Source organism: Marinoscillum sp. 108 (assembly GCF_902506655.1).
GTDB classification, from domain to species: Bacteria; Bacteroidota; Bacteroidia; order Cytophagales; family Cyclobacteriaceae; genus Marinoscillum; species Marinoscillum luteum.
Genome location: NZ_LR734808.1, coordinates 779551 through 799978, shown reverse-complemented (window position 1 = coordinate 799978; position 20428 = coordinate 779551). Strand labels below are relative to the sequence as shown.

General features: G+C 43.3%; 17 protein-coding genes. 12 read left to right on the top strand and 5 right to left on the bottom strand.

Annotated features, from left to right (window positions below):
* The first annotated feature begins 1 nt into the window (after position 1).
* From GV030_RS03325 to GV030_RS03310, 4 genes are all read left to right on the top strand, one after another.
* A complete protein-coding gene (locus tag GV030_RS03325; protein ID WP_159579783.1) occupies positions 2-259 on the top strand; it encodes a hypothetical protein in 258 nt (85 codons plus the stop codon).
* Positions 260-324: 65 nt separating this feature from the next.
* Positions 325-1467 carry an FIST signal transduction protein gene (locus tag GV030_RS03320; protein ID WP_159579781.1) on the top strand — a complete coding sequence of 381 codons (1143 nt, stop codon included), beginning with the start codon at positions 325-327 and terminating at the stop codon, positions 1465-1467.
* Entirely contained in the window at positions 1467-3191 is a 1725-nt protein-coding gene (locus tag GV030_RS03315; RefSeq protein WP_159579779.1) for a PAS domain-containing hybrid sensor histidine kinase/response regulator, read from the top strand. Before GV030_RS03320 ends, GV030_RS03315 begins: the two co-directional genes overlap by 1 nt.
* Positions 3192-3822: 631 nt before the next feature.
* Positions 3823-4125, top strand: a complete 303-nt coding sequence (locus GV030_RS03310; protein ID WP_159579777.1) for a GIY-YIG nuclease family protein — start codon at positions 3823-3825, stop codon at positions 4123-4125.
* Positions 4126-4367: 242 nt separating this feature from the next.
* Here GV030_RS03310 and greB read toward each other — a convergent pair whose 3' ends face one another.
* The 3 genes from greB to GV030_RS03295 all read right to left on the bottom strand — a co-directional run bounded on the left by greB (position 4368) and on the right by GV030_RS03295 (position 7297).
* The gene (gene greB / locus GV030_RS03305; protein WP_159579775.1) at positions 4368-4883 is read right to left on the bottom strand and encodes a transcription elongation factor GreB; all 516 of its coding nucleotides are present in this window, start codon (positions 4881-4883) and stop codon (positions 4368-4370) included.
* A 645-nt stretch (positions 4884-5528) separates the two neighbouring features.
* Positions 5529-6254, bottom strand: coding sequence for a LytTR family DNA-binding domain-containing protein (locus tag GV030_RS03300; protein WP_159579773.1), 726 nt, complete (start codon positions 6252-6254; stop codon positions 5529-5531).
* Positions 6251-7297 (bottom strand): sensor histidine kinase, encoded by a 1047-nt coding sequence (locus GV030_RS03295; RefSeq protein ID WP_159579771.1) that lies wholly within the window; start codon positions 7295-7297, stop codon positions 6251-6253. The genes GV030_RS03300 and GV030_RS03295 overlap by 4 nt, the downstream gene beginning before the upstream one ends.
* Before the next feature lie 203 nt (positions 7298-7500).
* Between GV030_RS03295 and GV030_RS03290 the strand changes: the two genes are divergently transcribed.
* The 7 genes from GV030_RS03290 to GV030_RS03260 all read left to right on the top strand — a co-directional run bounded on the left by GV030_RS03290 (position 7501) and on the right by GV030_RS03260 (position 17177).
* Positions 7501-7857 (top strand): hypothetical protein, encoded by a 357-nt coding sequence (locus tag GV030_RS03290; RefSeq protein ID WP_159579769.1) that lies wholly within the window; start codon positions 7501-7503, stop codon positions 7855-7857.
* Positions 7858-7881: 24 nt separating this feature from the next.
* Positions 7882-10236, top strand: coding sequence for a TolC family protein (locus GV030_RS03285; RefSeq protein WP_159579767.1), 2355 nt, complete (start codon positions 7882-7884; stop codon positions 10234-10236).
* Between the two features lie 5 nt (positions 10237-10241).
* Positions 10242-11330, top strand: a complete 1089-nt coding sequence (locus GV030_RS03280) for an efflux RND transporter periplasmic adaptor subunit (protein ID WP_159579765.1) — start codon at positions 10242-10244, stop codon at positions 11328-11330.
* Positions 11327-14407: an efflux RND transporter permease subunit gene (locus GV030_RS03275; RefSeq protein ID WP_159579763.1), complete on the top strand. Its 3081-nt coding sequence runs from the start codon at positions 11327-11329 to the stop codon at positions 14405-14407. Before GV030_RS03280 ends, GV030_RS03275 begins: the two co-directional genes overlap by 4 nt.
* 74 nt (positions 14408-14481) lie before the next feature.
* The gene (locus GV030_RS03270) at positions 14482-15327 is read left to right on the top strand and encodes a DUF6268 family outer membrane beta-barrel protein (RefSeq protein ID WP_159579761.1); all 846 of its coding nucleotides are present in this window, start codon (positions 14482-14484) and stop codon (positions 15325-15327) included.
* Between the two features lie 47 nt (positions 15328-15374).
* Positions 15375-16403, top strand: coding sequence for a S1C family serine protease (locus GV030_RS03265; RefSeq protein ID WP_159579759.1), 1029 nt, complete (start codon positions 15375-15377; stop codon positions 16401-16403).
* A gap of 552 nt (positions 16404-16955) precedes the next feature.
* On the top strand, positions 16956-17177 hold the full coding sequence (locus GV030_RS03260) for a hypothetical protein (protein ID WP_159579757.1): 222 nt from the start codon (positions 16956-16958) through the stop codon (positions 17175-17177).
* 20 nt (positions 17178-17197) lie between these two features.
* On the opposite strand, the gene GV030_RS03255 is transcribed toward GV030_RS03260, so the two are convergent.
* Together GV030_RS03255 and GV030_RS03250 are read right to left on the bottom strand one after the other, a co-directional pair.
* Positions 17198-17554, bottom strand: coding sequence for a DUF779 domain-containing protein (locus GV030_RS03255; protein ID WP_159583597.1), 357 nt, complete (start codon positions 17552-17554; stop codon positions 17198-17200).
* 129 nt (positions 17555-17683) lie between these two features.
* Positions 17684-19207 (bottom strand): aldehyde dehydrogenase family protein, encoded by a 1524-nt coding sequence (locus GV030_RS03250; protein ID WP_159579755.1) that lies wholly within the window; start codon positions 19205-19207, stop codon positions 17684-17686.
* A 192-nt stretch (positions 19208-19399) separates the two neighbouring features.
* Here GV030_RS03250 and GV030_RS03245 point away from each other — a divergent pair, with 192 nt between their 5' ends.
* Positions 19400-20323: an AraC family transcriptional regulator gene (locus GV030_RS03245; protein ID WP_159579753.1), complete on the top strand. Its 924-nt coding sequence runs from the start codon at positions 19400-19402 to the stop codon at positions 20321-20323.
* Positions 20324-20428: the final 105 nt, after the last annotated feature.

The following is a 20428-nucleotide window of genomic DNA, read 5'->3' as shown; positions in this document are numbered from 1 at the left end:
CTTGATCATCAAAGATTCCGGTATTCGTCCTGCGCTGCGCTCCGTCCGAAACCGGAATGACGTTAGGGAAAATGCGGTAAGCGAACTTCTTTCGTCCATTCCGGTTTGCGAGGTACGAAGCAATACCGGAATCACATCGATCATGGGCAACGATCAGATCAAGCAATGTTTGCGTGAAAAAGCGGATTTTTTGAATCCACAATCAGCTTTTCTGTTGAATATCAGCGATTTAATCGAAGATAATGTGGGGTTCATATAAATTATCCATTTCGTCAAGTCTTTTCATCTATCTTATTACTTCTTTCATGGTAAATCAGGGCGGATATGAAAATTCAGGAATTAATCTACGATGGCGAAGCATGGCAGAAACAGGACGTAAAGACCGGTTTTTCTCCACAACTGGTGTTATTATTCGCCTCCAAAGGCACCCTTTTGCAAGCCAATTGTTACGAAAGTTTGAAGCGCTTATACCCGGAAACTCCGGTATTAGGCTGCAGTACAGCTGGAGAGATCCTGGGTGAGAGAGTTTATGATGATTCTGCGGTGGCTACAGCCGTACAGTTTGACAGTTCAACCATTTCTTATGCATCAGTAAACATTGACAGTGCCAAGGAGTCTTTTGACAAGGGGGTCGAACTTTCAAATATGCTGCCCAAAAACGACCTGAAAAATGTATTGATCATAAGTGATGGACAAAAAGTAAATGGGACCACTTTGATCGAAGGACTTAAAAAACATATTGATCAGGACGTTGTTGTAACCGGTGGGTTGGCTGGTGATGGTCCAAACTTCGAGGAGACATTGGTTGTTGCCAACGACCATCCCAAATCTGGGGTGATTGTCGCGATAGGCTTTTACGGAAGTGAACTTCAGATTGGATATGGTTCAGCAGGAGGGTGGGATAGTTTCGGCCCTAATAGGAAAATAACGAAATCTAAAGCTAATATTTTGTATGAACTTGATGGTAAGCCTGCTTTAGAGCTATATAAGACTTACTTAGGTGAAGAGGCAGATAATTTACCTTCCAGCGCATTGTTATTCCCATTAACGATCCGTGACTACAATTCCGCGGATACAGGAAAAGTAAGAACTATTTTGGCTGTAAATGAAGCAGACAACAGTATGACATTTGCCGGAGATATGCCTGAGGGCAATATTGCACAGTTGATGATGGCCAACTTTGAGAATCTTGTGGAGGGAGCTGAAGATTCTGCCAAACATGCCATTACAGATATCATTGCCAAAAATGGAGGTGAAAAACTGGCGATTTTGATCAGCTGTGTTGGCAGGAAACTTGTTTTAGGACCGAAAATAGACGAGGAAGTAGAGGCAACAAAACAGATGTTTGATGGCCAAACGACTCAAATCGGTTTTTATTCTTACGGAGAGATTTCACCCCAATTTGGTACCGGCTCATGTGAACTCCACAACCAAACGATGACCATAACCCTAATAGCTGAAGGATAATGAGCAGAAGGCTACTAGAGAAACAAATAGCCAGGATAAAAGAAAAATATCCTGAAGAGGAGTTTTTTGATAAGCTATTCGAAAAAGTAGCCAGTAGCTATGTGGATTTTGACCGGGTACAAAAACTGAAAGACCGGTCAATTCGTCTGATGTCTCAGGAACTGCATGACCTTTACAGGGCCCAGGAGGAGAAACAACGAGCCTTTATTTCCACCATCCTTGGTAAAATTGTGGACGGTATTATCACCTGCAACAAGACCGGCCACATCATTTCTGTCAACAGCTCTGCCGAGCACATCATCGGCAAAAATGAAGGCGAAATGAAGCAGTTAGAGCTATCCGAGATACTTGCCGACTTTAAGACCTATGATGAATTTCTCAGCCACTACTATTTGAACCTTGGAAAGAATGAAAATCAAATTGAGGTATCAATACTAGGGAAGGGTAAAAAGAGGATACCCTGTGAAGTATCTGTAAGTCAGTTTGAGATAGACGATGTTTCATCAATCGTCCTACTAAGGGACATCACAGAGCGAAAGAAAGTAGAGGCCATCATTATAGAGGAAAAGGAGAAAGCAGAAAAGGCATCCCGTGCTAAAGCTGAATTCTTGTCTACCATGAGTCATGAAATAAGGACCCCAATGAATTCTATTATTGGGATGACCAATATTCTCATTCAGGATGACTTTGATCAGGAGACCATGAACCTACTCAACACGCTTAAGTTCTCAAGTGAACACTTGTTGATTTTAATCAATGACATACTCGACTTCAATAAGATTGAAGCAGGAAAGATTGACTTTGAGCACATTGATTTTAACCTTAAAGAATTAGTTGAAAATATTAACGAATCTCACAAATACCGAGCAAATGAAAAAGGGGTTAAACTTGAATTGACCATAGACCCATCAAGTCCAAACTGGGTGGTAGGTGACCCTGGCAGATTGTCACAAATCTTAACCAATCTGATTGGCAATGCAGTGAAATTCACAAAGGAGGGCTCTGTCACGACCAGGCTGACGCCACAACAGAGAAAAGGTAACACCATAGACATTTTGTTTGAAGTGATTGATACGGGAATAGGGATAGCTCCGGGAAAACAAAAATTAATCTTTGAGTCATTTTCCCAATCAGAAACCTATACCACAAGACAATATGGTGGAACAGGGTTGGGACTTGCCATTACTAAAAAACTCATAGAACTTCAAAATGGCTGTTTAGAGGTCTCTTCATCCCCTCAAATGGGTTCAAACTTCCATTTTTCCTTGCAGTTTACCCTGTCAGATACACCAGACGATGTGGTAACGAAACCTGTGGATGGAATGTATGCAAGCCAGGACGACTTGGTGGGTTTAAAAATACTTTTGGTAGAGGATAATCCAATGAACCAATTTGTGGCTGGGAAATTCCTGAACAAATGGGCATGTAATGTGACCATCGCAGAAAATGGTAATGAGGCCTGGGAGAAAATACAAGAACAGGAATTTGACATCATCTTGATGGACCTGCAAATGCCAGATAAAAATGGGTTTGAAACTACACAACAGATTAGAAATTCTGACAAAGCCTATAAGGATATCCCAATCATAGCCCTTACGGCTACCGCTTTCCTGGAAGAAAAAAACCGTGCACTCAAGGCAGGAATGAACGATTTCGTAACCAAGCCTTTCAATCCAAAGGAATTGTATGAGAAAATCCTCAAAAACATGACCCATTCCACCTGAGCGCTTAACTACCGTCATTCCAGTTTTCCGAGGTACGAGTTCGTTACGTCATTCCGGTTTGCGAGGCACGAGCAATACCGGAATCTCACCCATTATAACCACCTGATTGTCAAAAGATTCCGGTATTCGTCCTACGCTGTGCTCCGTCCAAAACCGGAATGACGTTATGGAAAATGCCAGGCACGAGCGTAACTACTGTCATTCCGGTTTGCGAGGTACGAGTTCGTTACGTCATTCCGGTTTGTGAGGTACGAGCAATACCGGAATCTCATCCATTGTATAACCCCTTTATCGTCAAAGATTCCGGTATTTGCCCTGCGCTGCGCTCCGTTCAAAACCGGAATGACGTTATGGAAAATGCCAGGCACAAGCTTTTTACGGTCATTCCGATTTTCGAGGTACGAACTTACTACCGTCATTCCGGTTTGCGAGGTACGAAGCAATACCGGAATCTCATCCATTATAACCACCTGATCGTCAAAGATTCCGGTATTCGTCCTACGCTGTGCTCCGCCCAAAACCGGAATGACGTTATGGAAAGTGCGAGGCACGAAGCAATACTGGAATCTACCAAACCAGAATCTGCTTTTATTACGTGTCAGGAATATTGAAATCTATTTATCTTAATTAGATGAAAACCAAGGGTGGTTATGTGTATATCATTGCTAATAAAAACAGAACCGTCTTATATACTGGTGTTACAAGTAATCTCTACTCAAGAGTATATGAGCATAAGACAGGTATAGGATCAGTATTTACAAGCAAATACAAATGTACCGATCTATTATATTTTCAGTTTTATGATACAATCATTGAGGCCATTGAACAGGAAAAACGAATGAAGAAATGGAAACGATCATTCAAAGAAAACCTCATCAATTCGATGAATCCAACTTGGAGGGATCTGTTTGATGAAATTGAGGACATGCAGTAAAAGCACTATGGTTTGGAGTGTTTTCCCCTTCGTAATTCCAGTTTTCCGAGGTACGAGCTTACTACCGTCATTCCGGTTTGCGAGGCACGAGCAATACCGGAATCTCACCCATTATAACCACCTGATCACCAAAGATTCCGGTATTCGTCCTACGCTGCGCTCCGTCCAAAACCGGAATGACGTTATGGAAAGCGCGAGGCACGATCTTGCCCGTCATCCAGTTTGAGAGACACACGCAATACCTACTTCTGATACGTTATTTTAAGAATTTCCCACACAAAATCACCCAATTTGGTTTGAACTATCGCTACATCTCCAACCGTTTTATCAAGAAGTGCTTTAGCCATTGGGGAGTCCATAGATATATAATCTTTATTGTCGGTCAGTTCCTCGTAACCCACAATTCGAAATCGCTTTTGAAGCCCTTTCGCTTCGTTTTTAACTTCTACCCATGCTCCAAACATCACTTTTCCTTCCTGGTTAGGGTGGTAATGAATCACTTTAAAGTTGTCAATACAGTTACACAGATAGCGAATGCGCTTATCAATTTCCCGAAGGCGTTTTTTGTTGTAATGGTAATCGGCATTTTCCGAGCGATCCCCCAAACTTGCGGCCCATGAGACCTTGGCGGTAGTTTCCGGACGTTCCACTCGCCACAAGTGATCATGTTCATCCCTCAATTTTTGTAAGCCTTCGGCTGTAATCATTTGCGAGCGTATGATTTTTGGCAGCGTTGATTCCGGGATTTTTCGCCTCATAAGTAGATCCTGTTTTGAAACTTTGGTAAGATAAAAAATGATGGATTGTTTATTCGTGTAGAAGAATGAATAGATGTTTCAGGGTGGGCATTAGTTTAGAGCCGCATTGGAATAGTCGGACGTCCTGTCTACGCGACCTGGTCATGGCCTAATTCATCAATCAGAATCAGTCGCGTCATTTCTAAGTACAGATTCTATACCTGATCTTATGCGATCCACGCCGGATTAATTACTCGCTGTGCTTGTAAGCAGCAAATCCATAGCTTTGTTATATAATGTACTGCATTATCACTGGGCGTGCCCGTTAATATAGCTTTGGCGCCCGGCCAGGGGTTCAGGGGCGGGATTAATAGTTTAGGGAAGGCTTTTTATACTGGCAGGAGGGAAGCACTGCATCACTCTTTTTGGCATCCTTGGTTATGGAAGGGTTTGAGCGGATGGCAAATGTGTGTGGAAGACTAGGCAAGAAAGGCATTCTCATCTTCCACACCGCATTAGTATCAAATAGGAAGGAACTACTACTTACAACTTTTCTAGTAATTGAGTTTTGTCCTCTAGAGATATTTGTAAGTATGCACTTGGAATGACGAGACTACCTTCAGTCGGATAAATATGCATTCTGTTACTCAAGGATTCAATTACAAATCAATCCCCCAACAAATTGAGTTGATCAATTAGCTTGAGGAATTCGTCCCGTTTGTTTTTGCTCAAAATGGCAGTCTGATCTTTTAACCGAATCATATTACCATCAATGCTGTCTATATGATCGATGTTGACAATATGAGAGCGATGTATTCTATAAAAGTTTTTAGGCAATAATTCCTCTAACTTATGCATGGACTGCAACGACATGATTTTGCGGCCATCAGCGGTAAAAATCTGCACGTAGGGCCCATCTGCATTAATGACAATGATTTCATGGAAGGCGACTTTGATAATCTTATTATCAGCTTTGATGAACAGCTTATCCGTAGTTTGGACAGAAGGAGAATTTGGAGGATAATCGACTTTATGATCTTTGGAGGATATGACTTTTGTAACCGCTTTGTAAAACCGCTCGAAATCTATGGGTTTTAGCAAATAGTCTACCACATCCAATTCATAGCTCTGCACAGCATACTCAGAATAAGCAGTAGTTAGGATGGTGGCTGGCCTGTTTGGCAAGATTTTTAGAAAATCAAGTCCTGTCAGGTCAGGCATTTGAATATCAAGGAAGAGGACATCAATGGTACCATTTTTGATATGGTTGAGTGCCTGGAGCGCAGAACTACAAGTAGCCACCAATTCCAATTCAGGTACTTTACTCACATAATCCGAAAGGATTTTTCGGGCAATATTTTCATCATCGACGATAAGGCACTTTAAACTCATAATGTCATCTTTAAATCCAGCTGATAAACCTGGTTTTCTCTGGTTATCTCCACTTTGTGTTTTTCTGGATAATTGGCTTCTAACAATTTCAATGAATTTGTCAATCCGATTCCTTTGCGTTCCATTGGAGTTTCCCCAACGTCTTCTCTAATCGTATTTTCAGTTCGAAAATTAAGTTCGTTGTTTTCTACTTCCATACTGATTTTGATCCAGCCCTGAGGATTGCTTTCCAGGTCAGAATGTTTAAAACAGTTTTCGATAAAGTTAATCAGGATCATAGGCGCAATCATATGGCCCTGAGCGATTCCCGCATGGTAGAAATCTACGTTCTGAGCATCTTCATGCTTCAGCAGCTGTATGCTCAGGTAATTTTCTATGAGCTCCTTTTCCTTGGCTAACCGCACTTTAGCCTGATCACAGTCATAAAGCAAATAACGCAGTAGCTTGGATAGCTTTGAAATCATGACGGCAGCTCTTTCATCTTTCAGGTAGGCGAGCCCATAAATGTTGTTGAGCGTATTAAAAAGGAAATGCGGGCTAATCTGGCTTTTTAACAGCTTCAGTTCTGCTTCAACCCTTTGCGCTTTATGCTCAATCTTTTGAACGGCATTGAAATAGTATACACGTGCTACACGTATGCTTGCCATGTATATCACACCTAAAAACACCATCATAACCCATAAAACTATCCGGACGGATTTGGGAGCATATTGATCACGGATTGGTGTTAATTCCATAGCCTCGGCCAAAATCGTATGTGACACAATGCCAAGCACAAATAATAAGATATTGGCAGCAATTAGTACCCCTAGCTTTTTATCGATTTTGCCTTCCCTTGTTAAATACTCTGGAAAGAGTTTATAGCCAAACAACCAGATAATGATGGTGCCAAAAAAGACATAGGTAACCAAATAGTAGATGGTTTCTGCTACACTCCGCTGATAGGCTAGCACCAAACTGATAGCAGCATGCATGCCAAACCACAGGAGGTGAGGCCCCACTTTTAGGAAACGTTCTGTCTTCGATAATGCCTGACTCATCATTGCAATAATATACTCAGATTCTATGGGAACATGATAAAATGAATGAAACGATCATTTTGTCGCACGAAACATCCATTTGGGTAACTAAAAGGCTTTGTTTACCACGATGGCCATTTCATTCATTTATTCTCATGGTTCATACATCTTTTTTCAGGCTGAATAGTTGCGCCGATAGTTTCGCATCGAAATCAAAACACATAAATATGAAAACTATCAGCACACTATTCACCATTGCACTATCTATTCTTTCAACGCACTTATTCGCTCAGGATAAGCAGGACGATATTATTGGCATATGGCAGACACAAGAAGCGCAAGTAGAAATCTACAAAGTAGATGACCGATTTATTGGAAACCCTATCAACCCGGAAGGAGAGCGAAACACGGAAATCGAAGTGCTCAATCTGAAGTATGAAAACGGCCAATGGGTGGGTAAAATCTATTCTAAAAAGAGAGGAAGTCTTCTGGATGTAACGTGTCAGGTGGAAGGAGATAAACTTCTCCTTGAGGTAACTGCCCGATTCGTATCCGCGAATCTCGAATGGACGAAAGTCAATTAATTGAATATTCCACATATCTAAGTCATGAAGTTTATAATATCAATATGCTTTGTTCTACTCGTGAGTATCACTCCGGTATGGGCACAGCCATTCAAAATTGGTGTGATTTCGGATTTTGATAAATCTCCTAATCTGGAAGCAATCATCAACCAGATGATTCAGGAAATCGATCAGACTACAGGTGCGTCGCGAGAAGTCAGTTTGGGATCGACCTCCTTTGGAATTGTCGATATCGAATCCGCACAAAGGTCGTATGATCAATTAGATGGTCAGGTTGATCTGGTGATTGTCTTAGGAAGTATAAGCGCTAAAAGCCTCTCATTGATGAATGACCTCCCGATACCTGTTATTGCTTTGGGAATTGTCGACCCTAAGCTGCAGGAAATCCCTTACGTAAATGGAACCTCGGGAAAGCGAAATTTCACTTACATCTGGTCCACACGGAATCTGGAAAAAGAGCTGGAAGTATTTCACCAGATCCATGATTTCAATAGGGTGGTAGTACTTGTGGACGAGAAAGCTGTATCAACAATCAACGAGCAAAAAGCCCGAAATCTGATTGATTCGCTCTCCAAAAAGTTGAACACCAGGTTATCCATCATTCCTGTTGGCACTGATATAGCGCAGACACTCAGTCAATTACCGGCAGCAACAGATGCGGTATATTTCACTGTTCTTCTGAGTCAAACCGAATCTGAGATTCAGCTACTTATCAACCAGCTGAATGAGCGGAAAATCCCGACATTCTCTGGTAATGCCAGGCTGTTGGATTATGGTGTGCTTGGATCGATGGCCAATGAAAATGACCTGCAGCAGGTGATTCGAAAATTAGCCATCATGGCTGATGGAATTGCATCGGGATCGGATCTTTCATCTTTGCCTGTGACGCTGGACACAGAAGAAAACCTATATGTTAATATTGGTACCGCCAGAAAAATACAGCTCCCTATTCCTTTTGAAGTGCTTTTCACAGCTACCATTATTGGAGATAAGGAGGGAGCGGTCACATCGTATTCCTTCGAAGAGATTGCGGAAAAATCTTTAGCATCAAATCTTAGTATCCAAATCAGTTACCAGGACATAGCGCGAAGCAACGTACGTGTGAAATCCGCAAGGTCAAACGTATTGCCGAGTATTGAATCAGGTCTTACTGCTTCACAAATCAACGAAGAGCGCGCTAACGCCGCATTTAATGCCCCAGAACAGTCATTGACTGCCGGTCTAACCTTTACCCAGTTAATCTATTCGGAAAAAGCCATAGCGGCCATCAAGATTGCTAAATATCTGGAAAAGGCCCAAGCGTACAACACGGAAGCTGATGTTTTGAGCGTGCTGTTTGATACCTATACCGCTTATTTGAATGTCCTGTCTGCCAAGACGAACGTCCTGATACAGCGGGAAAACCTATCAAACACGCGAAAAAACAAGGAGCTCGCGACTATTCGGGTAAACCTGGGGTCATCCAATAATACAGACCTCTATCGATGGGAATCCGAATTGGCTTTTGCCAACCAGTCGGTGATTGAGGCGCAAACCACGCTGCTAGCTGCGAAGCTTCAATTGAACACGCTGGTCGCAAATAGCCTGGAACCGGAATATGACATTGAGGATATATCCCTGAATGGCGATTTGTATAAAGCTTTGAGTCAGGGGCCACTTGCGGATGTTGCAAAAACGCCGGAAAGTCTACGGGTTATTTCAGATTTTTTAGTGATGGAAAGTCAGCAACAAAACCCCAATAAAAAAGCACTTGTTGAAAATGTAAATGCTGCCAATCGCCAGCTAACACAAAATAAACGGATACTCTACATACCCACAGTGGCAATTCAGGCACAGACTTCCCAGATTTTGGGAAGGAGTGGGGTTGGCTCTACATTGGATGCTTCGGCTATGGCCTTAGGAGTGACTGAGTTGCAGGACAATTCCTGGTTTGCCGGCATCTCCCTAACATTTCCAATTTTTGATGGGTTCGGCAGAAAGGCAGCCATTCAACAATCTAAAATCAGCCTGGATCAATTGGGTTATTCTCAAACGTTACTCGATCAAAGTTTGGAATTAGGTGTTCGTGCTGGTGTACTTCATGTATTGAGTACAAGTACGAATATCCGATTTAGCCAATCCGCATCAGAGAGCGCTCATAAAAACTTTGAACTGGTTCAGGAAAATTATAAGCAGGGCCAGGTCACGATTACTCAATTGATAGATGCACAACAGACAGCACTGCAAGCCGAACTGGCAGCCGCTTTTTCCATCTATGAATATATCCAGGCTCATCTTCAATTAGAATTCAATGTCGGCTCTTTTATCACGCTGACACCCGAAGATCAGGTTCAGGATTTTAATAACCGATTTCAACAATACTTAATCAATCAGAACTGATGAAAATGAAAAACACCTATCTAACACTTCTTTCGCTAATCCTGCTCTATGGATGTGGGGATTCAAGTAAGGAAGAAAAACGAGAACTGATCAAGCCCATCAAATATGGGATGGTAGAATCAGTCGGAGGTTTAACGACAAGAACCTTTAGTGGGATCACCCAATCTGGTTCGGAAACCAACCTGAGTTTTCGTACCGGAGGACTCATTACCAATTTGGATGTTGCAGTAGGTCAGCGATTAAAGAAAGGGCAACTACTCGCACAGCTAGACCAGACGGATGCCTTGCTTGCATTGGAGCAGGCTCAACTGGATGCGGCGAATGCCAAAGTTCAACTAGAAACCGCTTCTTCCGGCTTTGAACGGATCAAACAACTTTACGAAACGAACAATGCCTCTTTGAGTGATTATGAGCGGGCCAAGAGTACATTATCCAATGCGCAAAGCTCGTATGAAATAGCTCTGAAGAGGCTGGAGAAGCAGCGATCTCAACTTTCCTACACGACCATTACGGCCCCAATGTCTGGCATTGTCTCCGCTGTAAAGGTTGGGACCAATGAGGTAATAAGATCGGGCCAGACTATCCTTGTGATGAGCAGGGAAGATGCCAGCGACATGGAAGTACAAGTAGGTGTACCTGAAAAATACATCAGTCAGGTAAAGCAGGGAAGCCCAACCAAAATCAGGATACCTACGCTATCCAGCAACTTTGATGGAGTTATTGCCGAAGTAGGATACAGTTCTTCAGGAGGCACTTATCCGGTAATTACTTCTCTGATCAACCCTTCAGATGAAATACGCCCTGGAATGCCCGTTGAGGTCACATTCACTTTTGGTGATGAGACTCAGGAGACGCAGTTGATCGTTCCTGTAAAGGCCGTGAGCGAAGATGAAAGTGGACAATTTGTATACCTCCTTGATCCGATAGCTGAGGACGTCTATGAAGCGAAAAGAGCGACAGTAGAAATCGGAAGCCTTACTGATGGAGGATTTATCGTGAGGTCTGGTTTGATGCAAGATCAAATGGTAGCAGTAGCTGGCTTAAGAACACTTTATGATGGAATGAAAGTCTCACTTATAAACCAACAGCGATGAACCTGACTGCCATAGCCATTAAAAACAATCGTGTTACCTATTTGCTATTAGGGATCATCATCATTCTTGGAATTACGGGGTATGCCTCATTACCAAGAAACAGTATGCCTCCTTTTACGATTCGAATAGCGAGCATTGTCACCGTTTTTCCCGGGGCAAGTCCTGAAAGAATGGAACTATTGGTCACTGACCCACTGGAGAAAGTGGTGCAGGAGATACCGGAAGTAGATTATATCCAAAGTGAATCGAGAACAGGCATTTCCATTATCAAAGTTGCCCTGAAAGAGAACGTTCACGAGTCGGAACTTAGACCCATTTGGGATCGCTTAAGAAGGAAAATCAACAATGTGAATGTTCCTTCCGGTGTTGTCAAAGGCCCAGATCTGAAGGACGAAGATTTGGGTATTACCTATGGAATAGCCTTGGGTATAAAAAATGATGGATATGAACCCAGGGAGTTGGAGAAGTATGCGGATCAATTGAGAAATCAGCTGATTCGATTGAGGGATGCAGCCAAAGTAGAACTTTCAGGAGTATCAGAACGTCACGTATTTATTGATTACAACGATGCAGAGCTGGCAAAAATCAAATTATCTGCCAACGAGCTCAAGAATGCCATATCCAGCACAAATATCATTATTCCTGCTGGTCAAATTAGTGTCGGAGATGAGCGTGTTATTCTGGAGCCTTCCGGAAATTTTGAAACGATAGAGGATATTCAAAACATGCTCATTCCGGTTGGAAAAGGAAGGGAATCCGTTTATCTAAAGGACATAGCTGAGGTCTATGAAGACTACATCTCTCCCCGGGAAAGCATTGTGAGGATGAATGGACAATCGGCCATTGGCCTGCATATTTCCTTGAAAGAAGGAGCCAATATCATTCAATTAGGTGGAGAGGTTGATGAACTACTCACCAGCTTCAACCAAACATTACCTGTAGGTATCACGGCAAAGCGACTTGCCTCACAGGATGATTCAGTGGCTAAAAGTGTCAGCGATTTTATTTCTAACCTCATTCAAAGCATGGTCATTGTATTGGCTGTAATGCTCTTGTTTCTTGGTTTAAGAACGGGGGTTGTGGTGGCCAGTTTGATTCCAACTGCCATTGTCATGTCACTGTTTTTGATGGGCGTTTTTGACATTGGCCTCAACCAGGTTTCATTGGCCGCACTCATCATGGCCTTGGGCATGTTGGTAGACAATGCCATTGTGATGGCTGAATCCATGATGGTAAAAATGGAAAAAGGAGATAAGGCATTTGATGCTGCTGTTTCTTCCTGTAAAGAGTTGATGGTGCCCTTACTTACCAGTTCACTGACTACTTCAGCTGCGTTCCTCTCATTTTTCATTGCAGACTCTGTAATGGGCGAGATTATGGGGACACTTTTTTCAGTGATTACCATTACCTTAATCTCGTCCTGGCTTATGGCATTGACGATTGTGCCGATGCTGGCTGTTCTATTCATTAAAGTCAAGAAGAAGAGCAAAGATCAAAAGCCAGGTTTCTTCGAAAAACTCAATATCTATTACAAACGGATTATTGTTTGGTCATTGGCTAAACCCGTTTTGATTTTGTCTGTGGTATCGGGGTGCCTTGCACTTTCCCTGGTTGGGATGGGTCAACTTGGGTTTGTGTTTATGCCGGACAGTGATCGTAACCTGGTGACTGTGGATCTTATGTTGCCTACTGGCACAAGCTTAGAAACGACCGATTCACAAGTCTCCCTGCTGGAAAGGTATTTGTCAGATAGTTTACTCATTAATAACGAAAGGTCTCGTGGTGTGCAGGACTGGTCTTCCTTCATTGGCGAAGGCCCCAAGTCTTATGATCTGGGCTATCAGCCTGACCAAAAACAGACGAACTACGCACATTTGCTGATCAATACCACTTCCGGTGATGACAATCAGGCAGTCATCGATCAGCTCAATCAGTTTGCTTTTAACAATCTTCCGGATGCCAAGGTTACGGTGAAAAGACTCACAAGTGGCGGAGGAGCCACGGTTCCCATTCAGATCAGAATCAGCGGGCCTGATGCAGAAAAATTAACCCGCATGGCTGGTGAAACGAAAAGTCAGCTACGAACCATCACAGGGACTAGCAATGTAGATGACGACTGGGGGCCAAAAATCAAGAAGGTTAATGTCGATATCAATCCATCCAAACTTAGTTATAATGGACTGACCCATCAGGATGTCGCACTATCTTCCTACACCACTTTGTCTGGTTACACCGTAGGAGAGTACCGTGACCAGGAGGACAATATTCCTATCTCTATGCGAACGGAAGGTAACCTTGAGGTGGCCTATGAAGACCTGGAAGGATTGAATATCTACAGTCAAATGACGGGCAAGACTGTCCCAATGGCACAGGTTGCCGACATCAGCGTAGATTGGCAGTTGGCCAAAATTATCAGGCGAAACCTCAATCGAACCATTACGGTAGAATCTCAGCTGGAGGCCGGATACACTGCTGCTGAGATTACGACCCAAATATCAAAATGGCTCAATGAACAGCAAGATGAATGGGGGAGTGGCTATACTTTTGAATTCGGTGGGGAGTCAGAAGCAAGCGGTGATGCCATGGGTGCTGTCATGGCCAAACTACCCATTTCATTTTTCATTATCATCCTGCTTCTTGTAATGCAATTTAACTCCGTGAGGAAGACCAGTATCGTACTGCTTGCCGTTCCTTTTGGGATCATAGGTGTCGTGGGAGGACTGCTCATTACCGGTACTAATTTGAGTTTTACCGGGTTCCTGGGTATCATTTCACTGTCTGGTATTGTAATCAATAATGCGATCGTACTTATCGATCGGATTCAATTGGAACTGGACGAGCATAAAAGAAACCCATACAATGCTATACTAGCTGCCGCACAGGAACGATTTCGACCTATACTACTCACCACCTTTACCACTTCTTTGGGTTTAATTCCTTTATGGCTTGGTGGTGGTGACATGTGGGAACCCCTCGCCATTGGCATCATCTTCGGGTTGCTATTTGCCACCGTGATCACGCTGGTGTTGGTTCCGGTTCTCTACCAGTTGTTTTTCAAAGTATCTCTACCAAAATGAACCTCATGACACATTCTTATAGAACACTTTTGAACATACTTTGTGGGATGCTCTTGCTAATCAGCACACCCTTAATGTCACAGGATTTTCAACTGGCAGGGTTCAGTGTTACAAGATTTCCAACAGCTGAAGTAATGAATGCTCCGCTAAATCAGGAAGTCAAAGTGAATGAATATGATTTCTTTCTGAACCTTCCCAAACAATCTGAAAATGAGAAGACGGTTTTGATCAATGGATTTCAATATCGATTGGTGACTCCTGTTGTAGAAAATGATTTCAATCCGGGAATGGATGGGGAAAACCTGCACCTTCTCGGCTATCGTCTGACGGTGCTGCATCAGTTATCAAATGAGTGGAAGGTATTGATTTCGCTAAACCCAACCTTATCCTCTGCATTCGATACGACACTTGAAGGAGATGATTTTCTAATGAACGGTGCTTTACTCTTTATCAAGGAAAAATCTGACCGTTTCTCATACGGAGGGGGTATGGCCTACCTATCCAGCTTTGGAGAACCCCGTTTCATTCCAACACTTCAAGTAACATTGACCTCAGAAAAAGGCAAGCTGCATGTACTCTTGCCACGCCGCATTACGTATGATTACTATTTTGGGAAATTCACAGCTGGACTGAAAGCAGAAGCGAGTGGCTCGCGCTATAATGTCAACTACAGAAGAACGACGGCAATTAACGATACCGAACTGGTAGATATGCTGGTCTATTCCCGTGTTGTGCTTGGGCCTTCTCTGAACTATCGGGTTGGTAAGTCCATACAACTGGAAGCTTCCGGTGGGATTGCCGTTGCACGAAGAATGGAACTACAAGGTGATCAAATTAAAGATGCGAACTACGACACTGCAAATGCATCATTTTTCCGTTTTGGCATTTCTTTAGTCCCACCTGAAAAGAATAACAAGTAGTGGATAGTTTAAATGTCTTTCGTTCTCTCACCCCTAACATCAAAATCATGAAACATCTTATTTTACTAACCATTCTCTTACTTCCAAATGTATTATTTGGTCAGTCATTGAGCAATCTGTATAAAAAGGTAAGCCCGAGCGTGGTTGTTATTGAAGCAAAAGAAAAGGTAGAGAATACGGATGGCAAAGTTAGTTATATGGGTTCACAAGGATCAGGAGTCCTTATTTCTGATCAGGGTGAGATACTAACCGCTGCTCACGTGGTGAACAATGCCGAGAATATTACTGTGATCTTTCATGATGGGCAAAAATTCCCGGCAAAGGTAGTTCGGTTGGCTACTGTAACTGACGTAGCTCTTATCAAATTAGTCTATTACGACAAAAATTACCCCGTTGCTGAATTAGGGGATTCTGATGTTGCAGATGTAGGGGATGATATATTTATAATTGGTGCGCCCTTTGGACTGGAGTACTCACTTTCTAAAGGTATAATCAGTGGAAAAAGCGTTGAAAAGACGCGAATGGAAGGATTTACTTTTGCTGAGTTTTTCCAGACAGACGCTGCTATTAACCATGGAAATTCTGGTGGGCCTATGTTTAATATGAAAGGAGAGGTTATCGGACTTGTCAGCTACATAGTTAGCGAGTCAGGTGGATTTGATGGAATCGGTTTTGCTGCTACGATCAATGTAACCAAGCAATTGGTGGTGGATAGTGATAAGAGAAGATGGACCGGAATAAATGGAGTTTTAGTAGATCAGGAATTAGCTCGATTACTCAATGTCCCACAGCCAGGTGGCATACTCATTCAAAGTGTGGTGGCATTGTCTCCAGCCTATATGGCTGATCTGATTGGTGGAAACGTTCCATTTTATAAAGATGATCAGAAGATTAGTATTGGTGGAGATATCATTTTGGCAGTAAACGATATACCCATTGTTTCGGAAGATAATATTATAGCGTTTTTTAAATCGATCTTGATCAAGGATGAAGAAGCCCTGAATTCCTTCAAACTAAAAATCCTCAGAGGGGGAAAAGTAATGGAAGTCATATTGAGATTTCCTGAAAACCGATAACTATTTTGAGTATCAAATGAAGTTTGAGCCAGGGCTTAAGCGGTCGCCCAGCGGCTATTTACACATAACACAAATTAACATAGGAAATCGTCAATTGAAAAGTCAAACTCAAGATACACTACACGAACATACTCGCCGGCCTTGATGCCCAGCTTAGACTAGCCGTCCGCAAATAATATAGAATTATATAATCAATTGGCTGAGCATTGGCCGTGATTTGCTTTAACATAAAATCTTTACCGATATGTAACTGACCAATCGCTCAGGCCGACGCGCATTACATATCTGATTTTATGTTAATTGTCCCTGAAGCTCACAAACAGCAAATCACTAGCTTTGTTATATAATTTATATTATGTTAAGTTAATGTTTGATAACCCTACTCCTGGTCCATTCATTACCTCAACATAACTTCTTGATATCCATACGCTTAAAACAAGTCACTCCAATCAACACATCTCTACGTAATGTCCTACACGTTCAAATCTTGCGTGGAGCCATGCAGCGATTCGCTCAAGTCCTACGTCTCTACAGGAAACATCCCAATCATCCATGAATCCATCCACCCATGGCGAACTCACTCTGGAAGTTCTGCAAGCACTGGAGGCGCTCAAAGGAAAAGCTCAGATCCACTCTCACCATGAGATCCACCAAATATTACAGCAATCCATTGACCACATCCAACATACCCAACACACTCCGGTGGCTCATAAAATCAATTTCGCAGAGCGCATCCTCGGACGGCTTCTGCACCAATGGCTACGTCTGGAATAGTCATGATCTCTGTATGTATATTATTGATGGAATAAGTGAAACTCCTCATCGCTCAGCAGTCTGGAACGAATGATGAACCGCACACCTAATGGAATTTCTAATGAGAAACTAGAGCCTCGTCCGGGAGTCACATCTACAGTCAGGTGCGTATGCTTCCAGTAGTCGTATTGGTCGCGCGACATGTAGAACGGGCAGTCGGCTATCATTCCCAGCTGGATATCGCTTTCTCCCACCTTAAAATCTCCATTCTCAAAACACATGGGTGACGAACCGTCACAACATCCGCCACTCTGATGAAACATCAGTGGCCCATAGCGCTCCTTCAATTGATCTATAATCTTGATGGCATCATCCGTTACACTTATTCTTTGGGTCATATTATCTCCTCTATTGATGAGTGAAATCAGGTGGCTCATTCACTCCTTACTTAACATAATAATGGAACCAGAAACGATTACATGCCCGGGATACTTTCCGGGCATGTCACTCATCACTCTTCTGGTGACTTAGAAAAAGCCAAGCTTTTCTTTATCGTAACTGATTAGCATATTCTTGGTATTGCGATAGTGATTTAGCATCATCTTATGGGTTTCACGTCCAAACCCTGACTTCTTATACCCTCCAAATGGTGCGTGTGCCGGGTACGCATGGTAGCAGTTGACCCAAACCCGACCAGCTTTGATGGCACGTGGCATTTGATAGATCTCATGAGCGTCTCTGGTCCAAAGTCCGGCTCCCAGTCCATACAAGGTGTCATTGGCAATCTCCAGGGCTTCTTCCATCGTTTTGAAAGTGGTCACTGAGGTCACCGGCCCGAAAATTTCTTCCTGAAATACCCGCATTTTGTTGTGTCCCTTGAAGATGGTGGGTTTTATATAATAACCATTTTCCAAACCTGAATTGAGCTGAGCTGCCTCGCCCCCGCAGAGTACTTCAGCCCCCTCCTGTTTACCTATGTCAAGGTAAGAAAGGATCTTTTCAAACTGGTCATTAGAAGCTTGTGCTCCCATCATGATTTCTCCATCCAATGGGTGTCCCATTTTGATGGCATTGGTGCGTGCGATCACCCGCTCCATAAACTTGTCATAAATAGACTCATGTACCAATATCCGTGAAGGACATGTGCAAACTTCGCCCTGATTGAGGGCAAACATAACGGCACCTTCTACGCACTTGTCAAAGAAAGCATCATCCGCGTCGGCAATGCTGGGCATAAAAATATTGGGTGACTTCCCTCCCAGCTCCATGGTTACCGGAATCAGGTTTTCAGAAGCATATTGCATGATCAGGCGTCCGGTAGTGGTCTCCCCTGTAAAAGCGACTTTTGCTACTCTGGGTGAGGTAGCCAGTGGCTTACCTGCCTCTGTACCAAAGCCGGTCACCACATTCAGCACACCCGGAGGCACCACTTCTGCAATCAGCTCCATCAGTACCATGATACTTGTAGGCGTCTGCTCAGCAGGCTTCACCACAGTACAGCAGCCGGCAGCCAGTGCCGGGGCTATTTTCCAGGTGGCCATTAGCAATGGGAAGTTCCACGGAATGATCTGTCCCACCACACCCAATGGCTCCTGCAGGTTGAGACTTACCGTATGTTCGTCATGCTCAGACATGGTGCTTTCATCGCCACGAATCACCCCTGCAAAGTATCTGAAATGATCCACGCAAAGGGGCAAATCAGCAGCCCTGGTTTCACGGAGGGCCTTTCCATTGTCGATAGTCTCCACACGGGCCAGCATCTCCAGGTTTTCCTCTATGATATCTGCAATCTTCAGCAGCACATTGGCCCTAGCAGCAGCTGATGTAGTGGACCAGCTGGAGAAAGCAGTATGCGCTGCATCCAGCGCTTTGTTGATGTCTTCCTGATTGCCTCGGGCAGCTCTGGTAAACACCTTTCCATCGATGGGGCTAATGTTGTCAAAGTATTCTCCCGAAGATGGGGCCACCCATTTTCCATCAATGAAATGATCATATGCGGGCTTAAACGGAGGGCGCTCTACCGCCTTGTGTTCCTTAGTTAATGTTTCCATTTTTTGTAGTCTTTTAGTTTTACCTAAAAGTGCTCCCATTTTACTGATCCCTTTTTGGTGAGCGTCTAAATCCATTTGGTCAGCGTCTCTACTTTGTCATTCTTGTAATTTGAAGGCTTATCTATTCCGCATCCGAGTGATATTATCAATAAAATAGTTTTAAATTTAGAAACTTCACAAACCGGAAAAGCCTTGAGAAAGTACCTGATCGAACGATTTCCGACCCATGACGAAAGGTCGTTATTTACCCTGGTGGAAAACAGGACCGCTTATTCTTATGAAACCTGCGAGCTCAACCTCTTCGAAACCCATGAGCAGGCAGAGAATGTGCACCTGACTTTCGACCATTTTGTGTTGACCAGTATGCTCTCGGGTAAGAAGGTGATGACGCTGCCACAACGTGCCTCTTTCGAGTATTTACCGGGGGAGTCGGTGATTCTCCCACCGGGCGAAATGATGAATATAGACTTTCCTGAAGCCCGGAAGCTCAACCCCACACAATGCATCGCGCTGACCATTTCCGATGAGGTGATCAAAAAAACCATCGATATGTTGAATGAATACCACCCTAAAGCTTCATCCTGGGGTGATTGGCAGATTGATCCTACCATCTTTCACTTGACTAATAATCTGGAATTGGCAGACACTGTCAACCGCATCGTTCGGATCACTAAAAGTGAGCAGGGAAAAGCCAAGGATATGATGGTGGAGCTGACACTTCGTGAAATGGTCATCAGGCTCATGCAGACACAAGCCAGGGTGATTTTTGAATCTTCTTATTCGGTATTATCCGCCAGCCACCCGCTGGCGGCGGCCATTCGCTTTATTAAATCTAACCTGCGAAATAAAATAGATCTGAGCCGCCTTGCTAACCAGGCTTGCATGAGCCGGGCAAGTTTCTTCAAGAAGTTCAAAGAGACTATGGGGGTCTCTCCCGCTCAGTACATATTAAAAGAGCGCATCAAGCTGGCCTGCCACCATCTAAGTACTTCTGATATGTCCATTACTGAAGTTTGTTTTGCCTGTGGGTTTGAGAATCTCTCTCATTTTGTTACCACCTTCAAGTCGGAAGAAGGTATGACACCCGGAAGCTGGAGGCTTCACGAAATCAGATGATTTCATACAGTTGTAATCAACTTAATCAGTTCATTCTCCACATTGATTCGTTAAAAATGTTTTCATAGGCCTGAAACAAACAAAGCCCGAACATTCGGGCTCTTC

What these genes read in the sequence shown, in the direction of transcription:
- GV030_RS03265 (WP_159579759.1), top strand. Translation starts at nt 15,375, where the DNA reads ATGAAACATCTTATTTTACTAACCATTCTCTTACTTCCAAATGTATTA.
- GV030_RS03295 (WP_159579771.1), bottom strand. Translation starts at nt 7,297, where the DNA reads ATGATGAGTCAGGCATTATCGAAGACAGAACGTTTCCTAAAAGTGGGG.
- GV030_RS03255 (WP_159583597.1), bottom strand. Translation starts at nt 17,554, where the DNA reads ATGACCCAAAGAATAAGTGTAACGGATGATGCCATCAAGATTATAGAT.
- GV030_RS03270 (WP_159579761.1), top strand. Translation starts at nt 14,482, where the DNA reads ATGTCACAGGATTTTCAACTGGCAGGGTTCAGTGTTACAAGATTTCCA.
- GV030_RS03290 (WP_159579769.1), top strand. Translation starts at nt 7,501, where the DNA reads ATGAAAACTATCAGCACACTATTCACCATTGCACTATCTATTCTTTCA.
- GV030_RS03320 (WP_159579781.1), top strand. Translation starts at nt 325, where the DNA reads ATGAAAATTCAGGAATTAATCTACGATGGCGAAGCATGGCAGAAACAG.
- GV030_RS03310 (WP_159579777.1), top strand. Translation starts at nt 3,823, where the DNA reads ATGAAAACCAAGGGTGGTTATGTGTATATCATTGCTAATAAAAACAGA.
- greB (WP_159579775.1), bottom strand. Translation starts at nt 4,883, where the DNA reads ATGAGGCGAAAAATCCCGGAATCAACGCTGCCAAAAATCATACGCTCG.
- GV030_RS03300 (WP_159579773.1), bottom strand. Translation starts at nt 6,254, where the DNA reads ATGAGTTTAAAGTGCCTTATCGTCGATGATGAAAATATTGCCCGAAAA.
- GV030_RS03280 (WP_159579765.1), top strand. Translation starts at nt 10,242, where the DNA reads ATGAAAAACACCTATCTAACACTTCTTTCGCTAATCCTGCTCTATGGA.
- GV030_RS03315 (WP_159579779.1), top strand. Translation starts at nt 1,467, where the DNA reads ATGAGCAGAAGGCTACTAGAGAAACAAATAGCCAGGATAAAAGAAAAA.
- GV030_RS03285 (WP_159579767.1), top strand. Translation starts at nt 7,882, where the DNA reads ATGAAGTTTATAATATCAATATGCTTTGTTCTACTCGTGAGTATCACT.
- GV030_RS03260 (WP_159579757.1), top strand. Translation starts at nt 16,956, where the DNA reads ATGAATCCATCCACCCATGGCGAACTCACTCTGGAAGTTCTGCAAGCA.
- GV030_RS03275 (WP_159579763.1), top strand. Translation starts at nt 11,327, where the DNA reads ATGAACCTGACTGCCATAGCCATTAAAAACAATCGTGTTACCTATTTG.
- GV030_RS03250 (WP_159579755.1), bottom strand. Translation starts at nt 19,207, where the DNA reads ATGGAAACATTAACTAAGGAACACAAGGCGGTAGAGCGCCCTCCGTTT.